A 14896-nucleotide genomic window follows, 5' to 3' on the forward strand; every position below is an offset into this window, starting at 1 on the left:
ACAACCCCCCCCCCCTAACACCCCCCTCCCCCCCCCCCCCCCTACCCCTACCTCACCCGGCCCCGTCCCGCTGCCGGCCGGCAGCGGGACGGGCCCGGTAGGACTGTGCGGATCGCTACGCTCCGTATACGGGCTCCGGGGTCGCGCCCTTCGCGATCAGTTCCGAGACAACGGTTCCGAGTTCGGCCGGACTCCACCGGGCACCCCGATCGACCGGAACCCCGTGCCGCCAGCCCTCACCCAATGCGAGACGGCCACCCTCGACCTCGAACATGCGGCCCGTGACTCCCGCCGATTCGGTACTGCCCAGCCACACCACGATCGGTGAGATGTTCTCCGGCGCCATGGCGTCGAATCCGTCTTCCGGCGCGGCCATCATATCGGCGAAAACGGTTTCGGTCATCCGGGTACGCGCCGAGGGTGCGATCGCGTTCACCGTGACGCCGTAGCGCCCGAATTCGGCCGCGGCGGTGAGAGTGAGACCGGCGATACCCGCCTTGGCCGCGCCGTAGTTGCCCTGGCCGACACTGCCCTGCAGGCCGGCGCCGGAACTGGTGTTGATGATCCGCGCGTCGACCGTGCGGCCGGCCTTGGATTCGGCCCGCCAGTACGCGGCGGCGTGGCGCATGGTGGCGAAATGCCCTTTCAGATGGACCCGGACGACCGAATCCCATTCGTCCTCGGCGAGGTTGACCAGCATGCGGTCGCGGACGAACCCGGCATTGTTGACCAGGACGTCCAGGCCGCCGAAGGTGTCCACGGCCTGCTGGATCAGGCGTTGCGCCCCCTCCCAGCTCGCGATGTCGTCACCGTTGGCGACGGCTTCGCCGCCGGCCGCGCGGATCTCCGAGACCACCTGCTCGGCGGGAGTCTCCGCGGTCGATTCGCCGCTGAGGGTGGATCCGAGATCGTTCACCACGACCTTCGCCCCCTCGGCAGCGAAGGCCAGCGCGTGCGCCCGGCCGATACCCCGGCCGGCGCCGGTGATGGTCACGATCCGACCGGCGCAGATGCCCTCGGTTGCCATGTCCGTTCCTATCGTCGATGGTCGATATATGTTCGAGCCGGTTCAGGCCTTCGCCGTATCACCGGAGTGGGTGGCGGTCGCGACCGACAGGAAGGCCGGAGGTTCGCCGCCGCCGTGGATCTGCAGGGTGGCTCCGGAGATGTAACCGGCCAGCGGGGAGAGCAGGAAGGCCACCCCGTTGCCGACATCTTCGGGACGGGCCAGCCGGCCCATCGGGATGGTCTGCCCGACGGCGGCCACGCCGTCGGCGTCGCCGTAGTGCAGCGCGCTCAGTTCGGTTTCCACCGCGCCCACCACCAGCGAGTTGATGCGGACCTTCGGCGCCCATTCGGCGGCGAGGGAAACGGTGAGCGCGTCGACCCCGGCCTTGGCCGCACCGTAGGCCGCGGTTCCCGGCGACGGGCGGTGCCCGCTGAGGCTGGAGATGTTGACGATCGATCCACCGTCTTCCTGCCGGCTGATCACCGCGTGCGCCGCCTGGGCGACATGCAGGGCCGAGAGCAGGTTGAGCTCGATGATCTTGGTGTGGAATTTGGGGCTGGCGTCCTGCGCCAGGGCGTAGGGCGCTCCGCCCGCGTTGTTGACCGCATGGTCGAGCCGGCCGTGCCGCCTGACGATCTCGGCGATCATCTCCTGTACCGCCGCGGCATCGCGCACATCGCAGGGCAGGAAGTCGATACCGCGGCCGTCCACCTCGACCGGGGTATCACCGGGGCGGCGGGCGCAGGCGACCACCGTCGCGCCGGCGGCCAGCAGGACGCGGCTGATCCCGGCGCCGACGCCGCGGACGCCGCCGGTTACCAGAACGACGCGATCGGACAGGTCGATTTCGAGTGCCACCGTGTTAACCTACCAAGCAATTGCTTGCTTAGCCAAGATGCTCGAGATGCGAGATGGGATACGCGATGGGGATCAAGCGCCATTCGGAATCCGCCGGTATCGCCGTGGTCACGGTCGACTATCCGCCGGTCAATGCCATACCCTCGGACGGCTGGTTCACCCTCGCCGACGAGATCCGCGCCGCCGGGCGCGACCCGCAGACCCGCGTGGTGGTGCTGCGCGCCGAGAACCGCGGCTTCAACGCGGGGGTCGATATCAAGGAGATCCAGCGCAAACCCGGCCACCAGGCGCTCATCGACGCCAACCACGGCTGCTTCGAGGCCTTCGGCGCGGTCTACGACTGCCCGGTGCCGGTGGTGACCGCGGTCCAGGGTTTCTGCCTCGGCGGCGGGATCGGCCTGGTCGGCAATTCCGACATCATCATCGCCTCCGACGACGCGACCTTCGGCCTGCCCGAGGTCGACCGCGGTGCGCTGGGTGCCGCCACCCATCTGGCCCGGCTGGTCCCCCAGCACCTCATGCGCGCGCTCTTCTTCACCGCGAGTACCGCCACCGCCCAGCAGCTGCACCACTACGGCTCGGTGCTCAAGGTGGTCCCCCGCGCGGAACTCGACGCCGCCGCGCTCGACGTCGCCAAGAACATCGCGGCCAAGGACGGCCGGGTCATCCGGGCCGCCAAACGCGCGCTCAACGGTATCGACCTACAGGACGTGCACCGCAGCTATCGCTTCGAACAGGGGTTCACCTTCGAACTGAACCTCTCCGGCGCTTCCGACGAGATCCGCGAGCGCTTCGACGAAGACCTGGCGGCGCAGAAGGACAAGAACTGACATGGAGCGGAAAACCATGCGAGACAAGCGGAAAACGCTGGACGAGATCGTCGGCGAACTGCGCAGCGGGATGACCATCGGGATCGGCGGCTGGGGATCGCGGCGTAAGCCGATGGCCCTGGTGCGCGCGCTGCTGCGATCGGACGTCACCGACCTCACGGTGGTCACCTACGGCGGGCCGGATCTGGGCCTGCTGCTCTCGGCCGGGAAGGTCCGCAAGGCCTACTACGGTTTCGTATCCCTGGACTCGGCGCCGTTCTACGACCCCTGGTTCGCGAAGGCCCGCACCTCGGGACAGCTCGTGGCCCGGGAAATGGACGAGGGCATGCTCAAATGCGGGCTCGAGGCAGCCGCGGCCCGGCTGCCGTTCCTGCCGATCCGGGCGGGCCTCGGATCGGATGTGCCGAACTTCTGGGACGGCGAACTCCGAACGGTCACCTCGCCGTACCCGGGCCCGGGCGGACAGCCGGAAACCCTGATCGCCATGCCCGCCCTGAATCTCGACGCGGCGCTGGTGCACCTGAACATCGGTGACGCGCACGGTAACGCGGCCTACCAGGGCGTGGACCCCTATATGGACGACCTGTTCTGCCTCGCCGCGGAGAAGCGCTACCTCACGGTGGAACGCGTCGTGGAGACCGAGGAACTGGTGAAAACCGTTCCCCAGCAGGCCCTGCTGCTCAACCGCATGATGGTCGACGCGGTGGCCGAGGCACCGAACGGCGCGCATTTCACGCTGGGCGGCGAGAGCTACGGCCGGGACGAGAAATTCCAGCGGCACTACGTCGAGGCCGCCGGGTCGCCCGAGACCTGGCAGACCTTCGTCGATACCTACCTCAGCGGCTCGGAGGACGACTACCAGGCCGCCGTGGCGCGATTCAAGGAGGAACGGTGACCAGCACCGAAACCATCACCCGGGCCGAGGTGTGCGCGATCGCCTGCGCCGAGATCTTCCGCGGCGCCGGCGAGATCTTCGCCAGCCCCATGTCGCCGATGGCGCAGCTGGGCGCGCGCCTGGCGAAACTCACCTTCGAACCCGATCTGCTGATCTCCGACGGCGAGGCGTTCTTCCTCGCCGAAACCCCGCCGATCGGTGGTAAAGCCCCGGTGGAGGGCTGGATCCCGTTCCGCAGGGTCTTCGATGTGCTGGCCTCGGGCCGCCGCCATGTGGTCATGGGCGCCAACCAGATAGACCGTTTCGGCAATCAGAACCTCTCGGCCTTCGGCCCGCTGCAACAGCCGACGCGGCAGATGTTCGGGGTGCGCGGCGCGCCCGGCAACACCATCAACCACCCGACCAGCTACTGGGTCGGGCGGCATACCAAACGGGTGTTCGGCGAGAAAGTGGATATCGTCGCCGGTGTCGGCTACGACAAGGTCGATCCGGACAACCCGGCGTTCCGTTTCCACCATATCCACCGGGTGGTCAGCAACCTGGGCGTTTTCGATTTCAACGGCCCGGACCATACGATGCGCGCGCTGAGCCTGCACCCCGGGGTCACCGCCGGTGAGGTCGCGGAGAACACCTCGTTCGAGATCGCCGACCTGGGCACGGCCGGAGAGTCCCGGCTGCCCAGCGACGAGGAACTGCGGATCATCCGTGAGGTCCTGGACCCGAAGAAGATCCGTGATCGCGAGGTCCCGCAGTGACTGCCCGGCTGCGGACCCCGCTGACCGAACTCGTCGGGATCGAACATCCCGTCGTGCAGACGGGAATGGGCTGGGTCGCCGGTCCCGGCCTGGTGTCGGCCACCTCCAATGCCGGCGGATTGGGCATTCTGGCCTCGGCCACCATGACCTACGCCGAGCTGGAAACGGCCATTGCCAAAACCAAGGCGCAGACCGATAAACCGTTCGGTGTGAACATCCGCGCCGACGCCTCGGACGCCCCCGAGCGGATCGACCTGCTCATCCGCGAGAACGTGAAGGTCGCCTCGTTCGCCCTGGCGCCGAAGAAGGACCTCATCGCCAAGCTGAAAGACGCCGGTGTGGTGGTGGTTCCGTCGATCGGCGCCGCCAAGCACGCGGTGAAGGTCGCTTCCTGGGGAGCCGACGCGGTCGTGGTGCAGGGCGGTGAAGGCGGCGGGCACACCGGGCCGGTCGCGACCACCCTGCTGCTGCCGTCGGTCCTGGACGCGGTCGATATCCCGGTGGTCGCGGCCGGTGGTTTCTTCGACGGGCGGGGCCTCGCCGCCGCCCTCGCCTACGGGGCCGCCGGTGTCGCGATGGGCACCCGCTTCCTGCTCACCCAGGAGAGCAGCGTCCCGGATTCGGTGAAGCAGGAATACCTGCGCCGCCGACTCGGCGAGACGGTGGTGTCCACCAAGGTCGACGGTATGCCGCACCGGGTGCTCAACACCGAGCTCGTGCAGAAGCTGGAGAATTCGGGGCGCGTACGCGGCCTCACCGCCGCCGTGGGCAATGCGGCCCGGTTCAAGAGTATGACCGGGATGAAATGGTCCACGCTGGTGCGCGACGGACTGGCCATGCGCAAGGCCAAGGATCTCACCTGGTCCCAGGTGATCATGGCGGCCAACACCCCGATGCTGTTGCGCGCCGGGCTGGTCGAGGGCAACACCGAAGCCGGGGTGCTGGCGGCCGGACAGGTCAGCGGCATCCTGGACGATCTGCCGACCTGCCAGGAACTCGTCGACCGGATCGTCGCGGACGCCGTGGCCCGGATCGGCACGCTCGCCGCGCTCCCCCAGGGCGCCGAATCGTCGAGCTGACGGAACGACAGAGCCCGTCCACCGATCGTGGGCGGGCTCTTGTCGTGCCGAGGGATTCCAGCGAAAGGGCACGCCCATAGGCTGCGGTGACGGGTGTGTCCGCTGGTGAACCACGACCACCGTAACCGTTGCGATTCAGCGGTTCCGGGCGACGTTCAGCCCCGCGGCCAGGGACGGACCTCGCCCCAGCCCCAGGTAGGAGTCGGTTCACTCGCGCTCGCCGGAGCGTCCGCGCCGGAGAAGAGCAATGCCATCCGGGTCCCCCATTCGAGATAGCCCACGAAGGCCGACCGGAATTCGGCGTCGCCGGGGAGCCCGACCTGGTCGGCGGTATCGCTCAGCAGGCTCATCCAGCGCCGACGCTGCTCCTCGGTCAGTGCCCGGCCGGTGTGCCGGGCGATCATGTGCTGGTGACCACCGTGCCGCTCCGAATAGACGGCGGGTCCGCCGAAGACCTCACCGAGCCAGGCGGCCACATGCTTCGCGTGGTCGGGATGCATACCTTCGAACACCGGTGCCAGCACCGGGTCTTCGGGAACCCGGTCGTAGAAGGTGGCGAACAGTTTCTCGAACGCCGCGGCACCACCCGCCCATTCGTAGAGCGAAGGCACCAGCGCGACCGGCTCGTAGTGCCGCATCTCCTCGATACCGGTCACATAGTCCTCGATCTCGGCGAAGAACGCGCGGAACTGGGAACTGTTGCGGAATTTCTCCAGATGATCGCTCGCCGAAGTCCAGGTGAGCCGGAGAATATAGGTCTCGGGATCGTCCACGCACCGGTCCAGATCGTAGGTCCGGCAGTACGGCGAGGATTGCAGAGATACGGCGGCGCGCCGGTAAGCGTCCTCGAACGCGGCCGGATCGCTGATGCGATACCGGATGTACTCGGTGATCATGGGAGAAGTCGACCACCTTGGAACCGGCCGCACAAGAACGTACTTTGTGGTGCGTGAGCGTGCGGCGGACCCACTACTCCTGCCCGGTCGAGCTGGCGATGGACACCATCGGCGGCAAGTGGGCGGTGGTGATCCTGGGGCATCTGAAGCAACGTCCGCTGCGGTACGGCGAACTGCGCCGGCTCGTCCCCGATATCACCGAGAAGATGCTCACGCAGCGGCTGCGCCAGCTCGAGGCCGCCCACCTGATCGACCGGACGGTGCGCGACGGCGTATCCCGCACGGTGACCTATACATTGACAGATCCGGGGCTACCGCCGATACTTCAGGCGCTCTACGACTGGGGCGCGGATCTCGCGGCCCGCGACGGAATAGCGATCGGCGCCCCGCCCGGCTGCTCAGCCGAACGGTGACTGCGGCCGCTGCTGCAACTCGCCGTCGATGTACATATCGACCTTCTCGTTGTAGAAACAGGCCAGCCCCGCGACCTTCTGGCTCTCCGGCGTAGGGGTGCGGTAGATCCACACCAGATCCGGATATTCGGTTTCGCCGACCCGCACGTTCCAGTAGTCGGCGTTGCCTTTGTACGGGCAACTGGTATGGGTTTCGGAGGGGCGCAGCAGATCCATCCGGATATCGGTGAGCGGCAGGTAGAAGCGAGCGGGCAGACCGGTTTCGAACAGGATCCGCGGGGAGCGTGAATCGGCGACCGTCACACCGTCGAGTTCCACCCGCACATGCCGGGAACTCGCCAGGATGTCCACCCGCGCGTACGGGCTGCGCGGGTGGACATAGACGGGCTCGTCCTCCTCGAACCATTCGTCCATCGCGTCCCAGTCCAACCGCACCAGGTCCCGCAACCGAGGCGATTCCCGGTAGGTGAGGGCTGCCCCGGGGGCCGTCGCGCCGTCGACGACGACCGTGTACCCGGTACCCACGCCGCGGTTCGCGGAGGTTCGGGTGTTGCCGTCGGCTTCGAGTTTCGCGCGGATATCCGCGGCCGGGATGTAGTACGCCGGGTAATAGGGGTTCTCCCACACCAGCGCGGGCCGCACGGTGTCGGCGACCAGGTGCCCGCCGAGATAGACCCGCACCCGCTTCTGGATGGTCTCGACCCGGACCTCGTCCGGCTGTGCTTCGGTCATACCCCCCGACCCTACGCCGGGCGGGTTTCGCCGGGGTGATGAAAAAGCGGGCCCCGCCTGTCGGCGGGACCCGCGGGAGACCTCTTGTGGAGGTCAGTCTCCGACCGTGACGGCCTGCGCTTCTTCCACACTGTGCGGGGCCGGGTCGTGGTCGTCTATATGGGCGAGAGCGGAACGGCCGGCCAGCAGCACCACGACGCCCGCGGCGGTGCACACCGCACCGACCCAGAACGGCAGTGAAACGCTGGTCTCACCCAGCTTGCCCGCCAGCCAGGGCGCGGCGGCACCGCCGACGAACCGGACGAAGCTGTAGGCGGCGGACGCGGTCGAGCGCTCGACCGGCGCGGAGATCATCACGGCTTCGGTGATCAGCGTGTTGTTCACACCGAGGAACAGGCCCGCCAGGACCACACCGGCGATCAGCACCGGCTTGTGTTCGGCGAACAGGGCCATCACCGCCAGGTCGGCGGCGAACAGACCGACCGCCACCGCGATCATCGGCAGGGTGCCGAAGCGGTGCTGGAGCTTCGGCGCGAAGAACACCGAGGCCACCGCCAGCAGGATGCCCCAGCCGCAGAAGATGAAACCGATCGCGTAGGTACCCATATCCAGCGGGAACGGGGTGTAGGCGAGCAGCGTGAAGAAGCCGAAGTTGTAGAGCAGCGCGGTGATGCTCACGACCAGCAGCCCGCGGTGACGCAGTGCTTTGAACGGTGCGGCCAGCGAGGTGGGTTTCGCGGCTTTCGGGCTTTCGGGGAGCAGGACGACGATCGCGATGAAGGCGACGGCCATCAATACCGAGACCCCGAAGAAAGGCCCGCGCCAGCTGATTCCGCCGAGCACACCACCCAGCAGCGGCCCGGTGGCGATACCGATACCCAGGGCCGCCTCGTACAGGATGATGGCACGCGCGACCCCGCCGCTGGCGGCGCCGACAATGGTGGCCAGCGCGGTCGCGATGAACAGCGCGTTGCCCAGACCCCAGCCCGCGCGGAAGCCGACGATCTGCCCGACCGTCCCCGAACAACCCGCGAGGGCCGCGAAGACGATGATCAGGGCCAGACCGGCGAGTAGCGTCTTCTTCGCGCCGAATCGGCTGGAGACCACGCCGGTGACCAGCATGGCGACGCCGGTGACGAGCATATAGCTGGTGAACAGCAGCGATACCTGCGACGGCGAGGCGTCGAGCTGTTCACCGATGGGTTTGAGGATCGGATCGACCAGGCCGATGCCCATGAACGCGATAACGCTGGCGAAGGCTACGGCCCAGACTGCCTTCGGCTGCCCGGTCGGTGTGCTGTGTTGATCGAGTACGAGCGCGGGCCCGGCGTGGTCACCCTGCGCTACCGCCGCCGGGCCTGACGCCCGCATATTGTCCGGCTCGTCGGCCTTCCCCATCGTGGTGCTCATCGGTATTTCCTCGATTGCGTGTGGTTCCCGGCCGATTCCCGGATCGCCACCAGCAGTTCCCGCAGGTCGGCCGCGAGTCCGGTCAGGCGTTCGGCGTCGAAGCCGGGTAGCGGGCCGGACAGCGCTTCGCGCATGGACGCGCGGGTGGCGGCGAGCCGGGCACGCCCGGCCGGTGTGAGTTGTACGACGACTGCGCGCGAATCGTCCGGGTCGCGGTGCCGGGAGGCGTATCCCTCCCCCACCAGCCGGGCGATGAGCGCGGTCGCGGTGGGTTGCGATGTGCGATCGATACGAGCGAATTCGCTGACTCGCAGCGAACCGTGTTCCTCGAGCACTGCCAGTGCGCGCACGGTGGCGCGCGGCAGGTCGTCGACGCTGAGCGCGCCCGCCGCACGCGTGAGCCGACCCGCGGTGACCAGTAGATCGACGACGGTGTCGTCCACATCGGTCACCGGGTTCGGCTGCACCCAAATATTATTACATAGGCTAACTATCTATTTCCAGACCACCCGGTGGGATACCCGCCACATGCCGCAGCTGCGCCAGGAAGGGGGCCCGATCGTCGCCCCGGACCACTTAGTGACAGGCCGCCAGCCGGATGATCGCCGCGGCGACGATATCGGCGTCTTCACCCTCGACCATCGGCCGGATGAGTTCGCGCACGACCGGCATGACGCGGGCGAGCTCGGCCAGCACATGATCGGGTTCCACATCGACCAGCCGCGCCGGCGAGTACGACTCCTGATGATCCGATGAGGACACCCGTGTACCGGGCGACGAGATCGTCTTCGATCTGTTCTCCGACGAATTCTTCCGCGACCCGCACGAAATCTACCGCCGCTTGCGCGTGGCGGCCCCGGTCCATTTCAATCCCGAATACGGGCTGTGGGCGCTGTCGCGCTACACCGACGTAGCGGCCGGAATGAAGAACTTCGAGACCTTCTCCTCGGCCGAGTGGCACTCCCCCGCGCTCGGCGGGACCGCGGGAAATCCGCGATGGGCCGGTCATCGGACCGGCTGCTCGGCGGCACTCACGGGAGCAGCAGGCCCCAGTAGATCGCCCAGAGCGCGAAGCCCGCTCCGCCGCAGACCATTACCGCCCATCGGATCCGTGCACCGTTGGTCGCCCCGGCCAGCGTGCGACGCCCACGCACGACGACGAAGCCGAGCGCGATCACCGCGCATCCGGCGACCAGTTGCAGCGTCAGCCACGGCAGGGTGCGCCCGAACAGCAAGGGACCGAAGTAGGTAGCGCGGGTGGCCAGGATATAGCCGAGTTGGACGACGGCACCGACGATACCGAGCACAGCCGCGGACACGAGTATGCGCGCCGGCCACCGATCCGGTAGCCGCCAGGCCCGCACGGCGCCGGTCACCGCATAGCCGCCGAACGCGAGCACGATCGCGCCCAGCAGCACCAGGTTCGCCGCGGCCGACTCCCATCGGGCCACCGGTTCGAGGCCGCGCACCGGATGTCCCTGCGCCGCGGGTGGATCCACCCGAGGTATGGCAGCCGAGCCGGGCAGCCCGTTCACCCATTCACCCATGAGTTCGCCGTACCCCGGTGCCAGGCCCGGCAGTTTGTCGAAGCCGTCGGTGGTCGGCTGCCCGCCGTGCTGGGCGCCGGCCAGGGTGACCAGCGTGTAGTTCGTCTTCCCGGCCCGATCGAACGCGGCCCGGAAACCCCGCAGACTGTCGCCCGGCGGGGTCAGCCGATCCTGATCGCCCCAGATGGCGAGCACCGGCTGCGCGATCTGCTCCAGCACCGGGATCGGGTCGTAGTCGGCCTGCGCGAACTGCCCGGCGCCGACCAGCTGTCGAATCCCGTTGCGGGCCAGCACGTCGACCATCGATCCACGCACGCCCGCCGCACCGAACCTGGTCTCGTTCGCCCACGCCTGCTGTGCGGCCGGCGCGGCCGAATTCGCGCCGATCGTGATCAGGAAAGCGGCGTCGGTGGACCGCGCGGCGGCCAGCGGTGCGACCCAGCCGCCCTCGGACAGACCCCACAGGCCCACCCGGGCGGGATCGACTTCCGGCCGGTTCCGCAAGGCCGCGAGACCTGCCAGCGCGTCATCGGCCAGCAGCGAATAGTCGCGGTGCGCCGGCGTATACCCCTCGGTGCGCTTGGCGTAGCGCAGCGCGACGACGCCCGCGCGGGCGAAGGCATCGGCGACCTGCTCGTAATGATCACCCCGGCCGTCGCCCGACCCGTGGACGAGCACGACACCGGGTCTTCCGGTGGCGGCGACCGGCGCGTGGACGGTACCGGTCGTCGTGGTGCCGTCACCACGAGTGAAGGTGACATCCACGGTGGTGGTACGTCCGTCCGCGTGCGCGTGCGGCATCCCGCAGCACACGGCGGCGATCATGATGGCGAACACGGCGATACGCCGAACTGTGGAAAGCATCGCGGGTCCTACTCGGCCGAGGTCGCGCCGGGCGCGGGGAAGGCGAGAAAGCGGGTCAGCACGCGGCGGGCGCCGGGGCGGTCCTGCTGATGGGTCGCCTGGAAACGCTCGAGCAGCGTCAGGTAGTCCTCGAAGAATTCCTCGATTTCCGCGGGCGTCGCATAGACCGCGCCACGTGAGAAGGGCATGATGTCGGCCCACTCACCCAGCCCGGCGCGTTCGGCCTCGAACCGCTGGAACATCTCGATGTCCTCGGCGAGGTGTTGCGCGAACAGCCGCTCCAGCAGTTCGGTCACCTCCGGTGACTGTTCGCGATCCATCCGGTACCGCAGATCCTTGGGCAGCGAACGCCACCACCGCTCCTTGCCCTTCGCCAGCTCCGGGGCCTCCTCGATGAACCCGTGTTCGGCGAGTTGTCGCAGGTGATAGCTGGTCGCTCCGGTGTTCTCACCGAGCAGCGCGGCGAGGGCGGTGGACGTCGCCGGGCCGTTTTCGGCGAGCGCGCGAAGGAGGCGCTGCCGCAGGGGGTGCGCCAGCGCGCGTAGCGCGGCCGGATCGGTTATCTCTCTCGGTGGTACCTCATCGGGCATAGTTGCAGAATAATGTTTGCAAAACAATTTATGCAAACAAAATTTTGCAACTAGGCTTTCCGGCGACGAACCACTGGATATGAGATGCCCGGGAGCCGGGGTCGCCGGGACTCACGACCGCGCGGATCCGGCACCACTGCCCAGGCCGACGCACGGATCGACCCCCGCGAGGCCCGCCGCCCCCGGCTCGGTAGCTGCCGATGCCGGAACCACGACCTCGCGCCGACTATCGCGAAACCCCGCAAGAGCAGGCAGGTCTCGCCGCCGCACCCGCCAAACGCGTATCCCGGGAGCGCGGCGGCGGGACGTCAGGAGGCCGCACCCCGCGACTCCGGAGGTCGCGCGGATCAGACACAGCGCTCGATGATGGTGGCATTGGCGGTGCCGCCGCCCTCGCAGATGGTGAGCAGACCGTAGCGGCCGTTGATTCGCTCGAGTTCGTTGAGCAGCGTCGCGAAGAGTTTCGCGCCGGTCGCGCCGAGCGGATGGCCCAGCGCGATCGCCCCGCCGTTGACGTTCACCTTCTCCGGATCCGCGCCGGTCTCCTTCAGCCAGGCCAGCACCACGGGGGCGAATGCCTCGTTGATCTCGACCACATCGATATCGTCGATGGTGAGACCGGCCTTCTCCAGCGCCCACTTGGTGGCCGGGATGGGCGCGGTGAGCATGTACAGCGGGTCGGCACCGCGGGCACTCACGTGGATGATGCGAGCGCGCGGGGTCAGGCCGTATTCCTGGACCGCCCAGTCCGAGGCGAGCAGGGTCGCGCTGGCACCGTCGGAGATCTGCGAGGCGACCGCCGCGGTCAGCGGGCTGCCCTCTTCCAGGGCCGGCAGCGATGCCATCTTCTCCAGGCTGGTCTCGCGCGGGCCCTGATCGATCCAGAAATCCCCCACCGGCACGATCTCTTTGTCGAACCGGCCCGCCTTGATGGCCGCACGGGCGCGTTCGTGGCTGCGCAGGGCCCACTGCTCCATGTCCTGGCGGGTGATCCCCCACTTCTCGGCGATCATCTGCGCACCGCGGAACTGCGATACCTCGCCGGTGCCGTAGCGGTGGTCCCAGCCCTTGGCCCCGACGAACGGCGAGTCGAAGCCGTACTCCTTACCCGCGATCATGGCCGCGGAGATCGGGATGGCGCTCATGTTCTGCACGCCACCGGCCACGATCACCTCGGCGGTACCGCTCATGATCGCCTGGGCACCGAAGTTGATGGCCTGCTGGCTGGACCCGCACTGCCGGTCCACCGTGACTCCCGGCACCTCCTCCGGATACCCGGCGGCCAGCCAGATGGTGCGGCCGATATTGCCGGCCTGCGGGCCGACATTGTCGACGCAGCCGACGATCACATCGTCGACTCGCGCCGGATCGATCGAATTGCGCCCGAGCAGGCCCTGCAGAGCTGCCGCACCGAGATCGGCCGGATGGACCTCCGCGAGCGCGCCGTTGCGCTTACCGACCGGGGTGCGCACCGCATCGATCACATACGCTTCGCTCAGGGGCGTATAGGGGCGGCGGGCAGCTGTTGCCATGGATTTCTCCTAATCGGTGTGGCCCGGCACGGTGAGCCCGTCGAGCACGATGGTGAGATATTGCTTCGCGAGGGTGTCGACGGTGACCGAACCACCGCCCGGCTGATACCAGCGCACGGCGACCCAGACGGTGTCGCGCAGGAAGCGGTAGGCCAGATCGATATCGAGTTCGGGGCGGAAGCTGCCGTCGGCGACACCGCTGGTCAGCACGCGGCGCCAGAGCTCACGGAATTCGCGGTTGTAGTCGTCGATATAGGCGAATCGTGCGGCGGCCCGCAGCCGTTTGGCCTCGGACTGATAGATCGCGACCGCGGCATGGGATCGATCGAAGGCCTCGTAGGAGGCGAGCACCAGAGCTTCCAGCGTGGCACGCGAATTCAGCCCGGCGTCGACGATCTCACGGTAGCGTCCGAACAGTTCGTCCAGGAAACCGCGCAGGATCTCGTCCACCATCCCCTCTTTCGAGGAGAAATGGTGGTACAGACTGCCGGAGAGGATGCCCGCCGCATCGGCGATATCACGCACCGTGGTGGCGCGCACGCCCCGTTCGGCGAACAGGTCGGCCGCCAAGTCGAGTAGTTCGGTTCGCCGGGCCGATTTCGTGGGGTCGGGTGCGGTCACCCCGCCATAATACAACCAAGCATTTGCTTGGTCCATGCCGGTGCGTAAACGAAGCGAGCCCGAGGTTTCCGGCTCCCCCCTCCTATCGGAGCCGGACCCCTCGGGCCCGCATATCGGAAGTAGTCCGAACTCCTTACTGCTTCCGATCTTTTGGACGCGACCGATACGGAACCGGTTCCACCACAGCGAGAATTTCGAGCACCGACCTCCGGCACTGCCCCGTCCCGGGAACCCGCATGCCCATCTCGCGCCCACCGGACAGGGAAGACCGGCGTCCGGCGGACTCCTCCGGGCAAGGCCGGCCACGCCGGTATATTCCGGCTCATGACGACGCCGTTCCCGCAACGACAGTGGGGTTCTCCGGAGAGCGCGCCGGCCCGCCTGGCGAACCGGTTCGCCGGTACACGGATCGGCTCCACGGTGATCCGTGCCCTGACCCCGCTGGACCGCCGGGTACTGGAGCGCACCGATGCCCGCTACACCGTGCTCGGACCGATCGGCGCGCCGGTGATCCTGTTGACCACCACGGGCCGCAGATCGGGACAACGGCGCACTCAACCGCTGCTGTGCGTGCACGACGGCGCCACCCTCTATGTCATCGGCAGCAATTTCGGTGGTGCCCGGCATCCGGCCTGGACGGCGAATCTCCTCGCCGATCCGAAAGCGACCGTATCGATTGCGGGCAAGCGGATTCCGGTCACCGCCACCCGGGTCGAAGGGGCGGCCGCGGAATCGGTGTTCGAACGGTTCGTCGAGATCACCGGCGCCTACGCCGCCTACCGGAAACGCACCGACCGCGAACTACGAATCTTCGCTCTGACCCGTGCCTGACCGGCTGACCGGGAATCGGGACGCGGGAATCGGG

Annotated in this window: 17 protein-coding genes; 6 read left to right on the top strand and 11 right to left on the bottom strand. The window is 68.0% G+C overall.

Annotated features, from left to right (window positions below; genetic code table 11):
• Positions 1-115: 115 nt before the first annotated feature.
• Together ACWEWT_RS28245 and ACWEWT_RS28250 are read right to left on the bottom strand one after the other, a co-directional pair.
• The gene (locus ACWEWT_RS28245; RefSeq protein WP_452563431.1) at positions 116-1027 is read right to left on the bottom strand and encodes an SDR family oxidoreductase; all 912 of its coding nucleotides are present in this window, start codon (positions 1025-1027) and stop codon (positions 116-118) included.
• Between the two features lie 42 nt (positions 1028-1069).
• Positions 1070-1867: an SDR family oxidoreductase gene (locus ACWEWT_RS28250; RefSeq protein WP_452563433.1), complete on the bottom strand. Its 798-nt coding sequence runs from the start codon at positions 1865-1867 to the stop codon at positions 1070-1072.
• Between the two features lie 65 nt (positions 1868-1932).
• On the opposite strand from ACWEWT_RS28250, the gene ACWEWT_RS28255 reads away from it, so the two are divergent.
• Genes ACWEWT_RS28255 through ACWEWT_RS28270 form a run of 4 tightly spaced genes read left to right on the top strand, consistent with a single transcriptional unit; the run spans position 1933 to position 5426 of the window.
• Entirely contained in the window at positions 1933-2697 is a 765-nt protein-coding gene (locus ACWEWT_RS28255) for an enoyl-CoA hydratase family protein (protein WP_452563435.1), read from the top strand.
• 16 nt (positions 2698-2713) lie between these two features.
• A complete protein-coding gene (locus ACWEWT_RS28260) occupies positions 2714-3592 on the top strand; it encodes a CoA transferase subunit A (RefSeq protein WP_452563437.1) in 879 nt (292 codons plus the stop codon).
• On the top strand, positions 3589-4347 hold the full coding sequence (locus ACWEWT_RS28265) for a CoA-transferase subunit beta (protein ID WP_452563439.1): 759 nt from the start codon (positions 3589-3591) through the stop codon (positions 4345-4347). Before ACWEWT_RS28260 ends, ACWEWT_RS28265 begins: the two co-directional genes overlap by 4 nt.
• A complete protein-coding gene (locus ACWEWT_RS28270) occupies positions 4344-5426 on the top strand; it encodes an NAD(P)H-dependent flavin oxidoreductase (RefSeq protein ID WP_452563441.1) in 1083 nt (360 codons plus the stop codon). Before ACWEWT_RS28265 ends, ACWEWT_RS28270 begins: the two co-directional genes overlap by 4 nt.
• 155 nt (positions 5427-5581) lie before the next feature.
• Here the strand turns inward: ACWEWT_RS28270 and ACWEWT_RS28275 are convergent, their stop codons facing one another.
• Complete coding sequence (locus ACWEWT_RS28275) at positions 5582-6322, bottom strand: globin domain-containing protein (RefSeq protein ID WP_452563443.1); 741 nt, start codon at positions 6320-6322, stop codon at positions 5582-5584.
• Between the two features lie 53 nt (positions 6323-6375).
• On the opposite strand from ACWEWT_RS28275, the gene ACWEWT_RS28280 reads away from it, so the two are divergent.
• On the top strand, positions 6376-6735 hold the full coding sequence (locus ACWEWT_RS28280; RefSeq protein ID WP_452563445.1) for a winged helix-turn-helix transcriptional regulator: 360 nt from the start codon (positions 6376-6378) through the stop codon (positions 6733-6735).
• On the opposite strand, the gene ACWEWT_RS28285 is transcribed toward ACWEWT_RS28280, so the two are convergent.
• The 8 genes from ACWEWT_RS28285 to ACWEWT_RS28320 form a co-directional block, all read right to left on the bottom strand.
• Complete coding sequence (locus ACWEWT_RS28285; protein ID WP_452563447.1) at positions 6721-7467, bottom strand: DUF427 domain-containing protein; 747 nt, start codon at positions 7465-7467, stop codon at positions 6721-6723. The two genes, ACWEWT_RS28280 and ACWEWT_RS28285, sit on opposite strands and share 15 nt — an antisense overlap.
• A 93-nt stretch (positions 7468-7560) precedes the next feature.
• Complete coding sequence (locus ACWEWT_RS28290; protein ID WP_452563449.1) at positions 7561-8877, bottom strand: MFS transporter; 1317 nt, start codon at positions 8875-8877, stop codon at positions 7561-7563.
• Entirely contained in the window at positions 8874-9344 is a 471-nt protein-coding gene (locus ACWEWT_RS28295) for a MarR family winged helix-turn-helix transcriptional regulator (RefSeq protein ID WP_452563451.1), read from the bottom strand. The genes ACWEWT_RS28290 and ACWEWT_RS28295 overlap by 4 nt, the downstream gene beginning before the upstream one ends.
• Positions 9345-9453: 109 nt before the next feature.
• The gene (locus tag ACWEWT_RS28300; protein WP_452563453.1) at positions 9454-9639 is read right to left on the bottom strand and encodes a hypothetical protein; all 186 of its coding nucleotides are present in this window, start codon (positions 9637-9639) and stop codon (positions 9454-9456) included.
• A gap of 269 nt (positions 9640-9908) precedes the next feature.
• On the bottom strand, positions 9909-11288 hold the full coding sequence (locus tag ACWEWT_RS28305; RefSeq protein ID WP_452563455.1) for an alpha/beta hydrolase family protein: 1380 nt from the start codon (positions 11286-11288) through the stop codon (positions 9909-9911).
• Positions 11289-11296: 8 nt separating this feature from the next.
• The gene (locus tag ACWEWT_RS28310; protein WP_452563457.1) at positions 11297-11878 is read right to left on the bottom strand and encodes an ArsR/SmtB family transcription factor; all 582 of its coding nucleotides are present in this window, start codon (positions 11876-11878) and stop codon (positions 11297-11299) included.
• Positions 11879-12225: 347 nt separating this feature from the next.
• Positions 12226-13377 carry an acetyl-CoA C-acetyltransferase gene (locus ACWEWT_RS28315; protein WP_452563564.1) on the bottom strand — a complete coding sequence of 384 codons (1152 nt, stop codon included), beginning with the start codon at positions 13375-13377 and terminating at the stop codon, positions 12226-12228.
• A gap of 42 nt (positions 13378-13419) precedes the next feature.
• Positions 13420-14067 carry a TetR/AcrR family transcriptional regulator gene (locus tag ACWEWT_RS28320; protein WP_452563459.1) on the bottom strand — a complete coding sequence of 216 codons (648 nt, stop codon included), beginning with the start codon at positions 14065-14067 and terminating at the stop codon, positions 13420-13422.
• A 288-nt stretch (positions 14068-14355) separates the two neighbouring features.
• Between ACWEWT_RS28320 and ACWEWT_RS28325 the strand changes: the two genes are divergently transcribed.
• A complete protein-coding gene (locus ACWEWT_RS28325; protein WP_452563461.1) occupies positions 14356-14862 on the top strand; it encodes a nitroreductase/quinone reductase family protein in 507 nt (168 codons plus the stop codon).
• Positions 14863-14896: the final 34 nt, after the last annotated feature.

The sequence above is a fragment of the Nocardia sp. NPDC003963 genome, from assembly GCF_053605105.1.

Excerpts from the sequence above, each read along its gene's own strand:
- ACWEWT_RS28305 (WP_452563455.1), bottom strand. The coding sequence starts at position 11,288 with ATGCTTTCCACAGTTCGGCGTATCGCCGTGTTCGCCATCATGATCGCC.
- ACWEWT_RS28245 (WP_452563431.1), bottom strand. The coding sequence starts at position 1,027 with ATGGCAACCGAGGGCATCTGCGCCGGTCGGATCGTGACCATCACCGGC.
- ACWEWT_RS28255 (WP_452563435.1), top strand. The coding sequence starts at position 1,933 with ATGGGGATCAAGCGCCATTCGGAATCCGCCGGTATCGCCGTGGTCACG.
- ACWEWT_RS28260 (WP_452563437.1), top strand. The coding sequence starts at position 2,714 with ATGCGAGACAAGCGGAAAACGCTGGACGAGATCGTCGGCGAACTGCGC.
- ACWEWT_RS28310 (WP_452563457.1), bottom strand. The coding sequence starts at position 11,878 with ATGCCCGATGAGGTACCACCGAGAGAGATAACCGATCCGGCCGCGCTA.
- ACWEWT_RS28325 (WP_452563461.1), top strand. The coding sequence starts at position 14,356 with ATGACGACGCCGTTCCCGCAACGACAGTGGGGTTCTCCGGAGAGCGCG.
- ACWEWT_RS28290 (WP_452563449.1), bottom strand. The coding sequence starts at position 8,877 with ATGAGCACCACGATGGGGAAGGCCGACGAGCCGGACAATATGCGGGCG.
- ACWEWT_RS28275 (WP_452563443.1), bottom strand. The coding sequence starts at position 6,322 with ATGATCACCGAGTACATCCGGTATCGCATCAGCGATCCGGCCGCGTTC.
- ACWEWT_RS28285 (WP_452563447.1), bottom strand. The coding sequence starts at position 7,467 with ATGACCGAAGCACAGCCGGACGAGGTCCGGGTCGAGACCATCCAGAAG.
- ACWEWT_RS28320 (WP_452563459.1), bottom strand. The coding sequence starts at position 14,067 with ATGGACCAAGCAAATGCTTGGTTGTATTATGGCGGGGTGACCGCACCC.